The 2,959-nt window shown below is 36.9% G+C and carries 3 protein-coding genes; all 3 read left to right on the top strand.

Annotated features, from left to right (window positions below; translation table 11 throughout):
* Positions 1-211: 211 nt before the first annotated feature.
* The 3 genes from istA to NQ185_RS20020 are packed head-to-tail and all read left to right on the top strand — an operon-like array spanning position 212 to position 2,580.
* Complete coding sequence (gene istA / locus NQ185_RS20030) at positions 212-1,501, top strand: IS21 family transposase (protein ID WP_257583866.1); 1,290 nt, start codon at positions 212-214, stop codon at positions 1,499-1,501.
* Positions 1,494-2,276 (top strand): IS21-like element helper ATPase IstB, encoded by a 783-nt coding sequence (istB, locus tag NQ185_RS20025; protein ID WP_257583865.1) that lies wholly within the window; start codon positions 1,494-1,496, stop codon positions 2,274-2,276. The genes istA and istB overlap by 8 nt, the downstream gene beginning before the upstream one ends.
* A complete protein-coding gene (locus tag NQ185_RS20020) occupies positions 2,269-2,580 on the top strand; it encodes a hypothetical protein (RefSeq protein WP_257583864.1) in 312 nt (103 codons plus the stop codon). Before istB ends, NQ185_RS20020 begins: the two co-directional genes overlap by 8 nt.
* Positions 2,581-2,959 lie beyond the last annotated feature (379 nt).

Here is a 2,959-nt window from a genome sequence, read left to right as displayed (position 1 = left end):
TGCGATTAGGCTCGAATCACACCGGAACACGGTCCAATCCTGAATTATCGTTGCGATTAGGCTCGAATCACACCGGACCATGGTTCAATCCTGAATTAGCGTTGCGATTGAGTTCGAATTATAAATGATACGTTATGTATGTACAGAAATGATTGTTTAAAAATGTACAATTTGGATGATAAAACGACATAATATTCCTGGGGTGAATATTATGCATTTACAATTAAATATAAATACAGATATTGAGATTAACAGTCTTTTAGATTTACCAAAATTAAAAATGATTATGGAGAGTTTAAAGATGAGAATTAATAAAAGTCGGCTGGCTAGGGATATGGGGGTTGATCGGCGGACAATCGAAAAATACCTTGAAGGTTATAAGCCAAAAAGTTCTAGGGATCGTAGATCTAAGCTAGACGATTATTACGAAACGATTTCCCTTCTCCTGTCAGAAGACTCCAAACAAATCTTTTATTATAAACGGGTCCTATGGCAGTACTTAAAGGACAATCATGGTTTAAAGTGTGCTGCATCTACTTTTAGGACCTACATATCAAGCAAACCGGAATTCCAGAGGTATTTTGATTCTGGAAAACGAAAGAAATCCAATACCGAGGTCATTCGCTTTGAAACACCTCCTGCTGAACAAGCCCAACTAGATTGGAAAGAAAACATCCGATATATCACTAAAGAGGGGGAAATTATTTATGTAAATGTTTGTGTGCTCTTACTCTCTAATTCAAGGTTTCGAACATTTCATCTTTCACTTTCAAAGTCACAGAGCGTATTATTATCCTTTCTTGTTGAGAGTTTTGAGACGTTTGGGGGAGTACCGAAAACGATTGTGACAGATAACATGAAAACGATTATGGATGAATCTAGAACCGAATATTCAAAGGGGAAGGTGAATGAACGCTTTTATCAGTTTTCGAAAGATATGGGGTTTGAAGTGAAGCCTTGTATAGCCGGAAGACCAAGGACAAAGGCCAAGGTAGAAGCTCCAATGAAAATCATTGATGAAATTCATGCCTACCAAGGAAAATTTGATTATGAAGAACTTCATCAATTTGTACAGGATCTGTGTAATCGAATAAATCACAGTTATCATCAGGGAACAGGAAAAATACCAATACTAGCCTTTAAAAAAGAAAAAGATCTCTTATCCCCATTGCCAAATGTAAGAATAAGAGATTCCTATAAAATCGATCATATACTTGTGAAAGTAAATACTTCCAATATGATCACCTACAAGTCCAATCAGTATTCAGTTCCCGCTGGATACATAGGAAAAACCGTAGGTTTACAAGTATACGATAACCATATCTTGGTTTATTATAGCACGGATTTGATTGTCCAACATTCCATTAGCCCATTAAAAATCAATTATAAACAAGAACATTATGTAGAAACGTTGGCTAGGGGGCTTCCTCCTACGACAAATATTGAAGAACTGGCTAAGAAAAATCTTGAGGCAATTAATGAGGTGTATAAAAATGAATAGTAGTTATGCAAAACTTGTACATAATCTAGAGTATTTGAAGTTAAAGCAGATGATTACCCATCTTGATGAGACCATTGATTTCATGACCAATAATCAACTTTCCTTTGTGGATACAATGATAAAACTTACTGACTATGAAATTGATATGAAAGAAATTAACATGGTGAAAGCTATGGTGAAGGTTGGGGCTTTCCCTCACCTGAAAGAAATAAAAGATTTTGATTTTACTTTTCAACCCTCTATCAATAAGCAACAGATACTAGACTTTACCACCTTAAGATTTCTTGAGTCGCAAGAAAACATCGTTTTCTTAGGCCCTAGTGGTGTAGGAAAAACCCATTTGGCAACCGCCATTGGGATCGCAGCCGCCAAGAAAAGGACGAGTACTTATTTTATAAAATGTAATGACTTAATCATGAATTTGAAAAGGGCAAAACTTGAAAATAGACTTGAAACTAGATTAAAACATTATGCCAAGTATAGACTGCTTATCATCGATGAAATTGGCTATCTGCCAATTGATGCGGAAGATGCCAAGTTGTTTTTCCAGCTAATTGACATGAGATATGAAAAGAAAAGTACCATTCTAACGACAAACGCCAATTTTAAAACATGGGGGGATATATTTCAGGATCCCAAGTTGGCCAATGCCATTCTAGACCGAGTCCTCCATCACGCAACAGTAGTAAATATTATTGGGGATTCTTATCGACTTAAAAATCACTTTGATAAAGAAAACGAGATGACCGAAAGAGGAGATCGACAGAATGGGTAGATATACAGTAGAGGAAATAACCGAATTTTTTCATTCTCATGAGGTGAAATGTCAGCAGCGTGATGTTGAAGAATGGATGGAAAGCATGGGTGCACTTGGTGGTGATGAGGAACTTACTGATTGGGACATGTACCATTTTAGCGATTGGTGGAGATGTAAAGGGACTGCATATGAACCCGGGATTGATGATAAGACTAAAATTGCAAGATTATTAGAGGAAATAGAGGATTTGAAACGTGAGAAAGACAAACTGTTGGACGAAATAAACACGCTTGAGCAACAATTAGATATTTTACCGTTTTAGTAATTTTAGCTCTTTACCTAATTAGGGGCAACAACTTACTCATTAAGTCTTGCCCCGAAAAAGCAAAAATGTACATTCTAAAACAGTCAGATATGTACACAATTTCATTGACATTTATATCGAATCGCCCCGGACCGTGTTCCAATCCCGAATTAGCGTTGAGATTGAGTTCGAATCGCCCCGGACCGTGTTCCAATCCCGAATTAGCGTTGAGATTGAGTTCGAATCGCCCCGGACCGCGGTCCAATCCTCTATAAACGATCACCATAAGAAGGTAGCACATAAACTCATTTCCCTACACAACGAAAAACCACATTTTATGAAAATACCAGTATATAGTTTTGAGGAAATTAGGAAAGGGTTTATATGTGCATTTTGT

Origin of the sequence: Lederbergia panacisoli, assembly GCF_024626525.1 — a bacterium.
Classification (GTDB): Bacteria; Bacillota; Bacilli; order Bacillales; family Bacillaceae_C; genus Lederbergia; species Lederbergia panacisoli.
The sequence above is the reverse complement of the archived record's forward strand: the minus strand, read 5'-3'. Positions and strand labels throughout refer to the sequence as shown.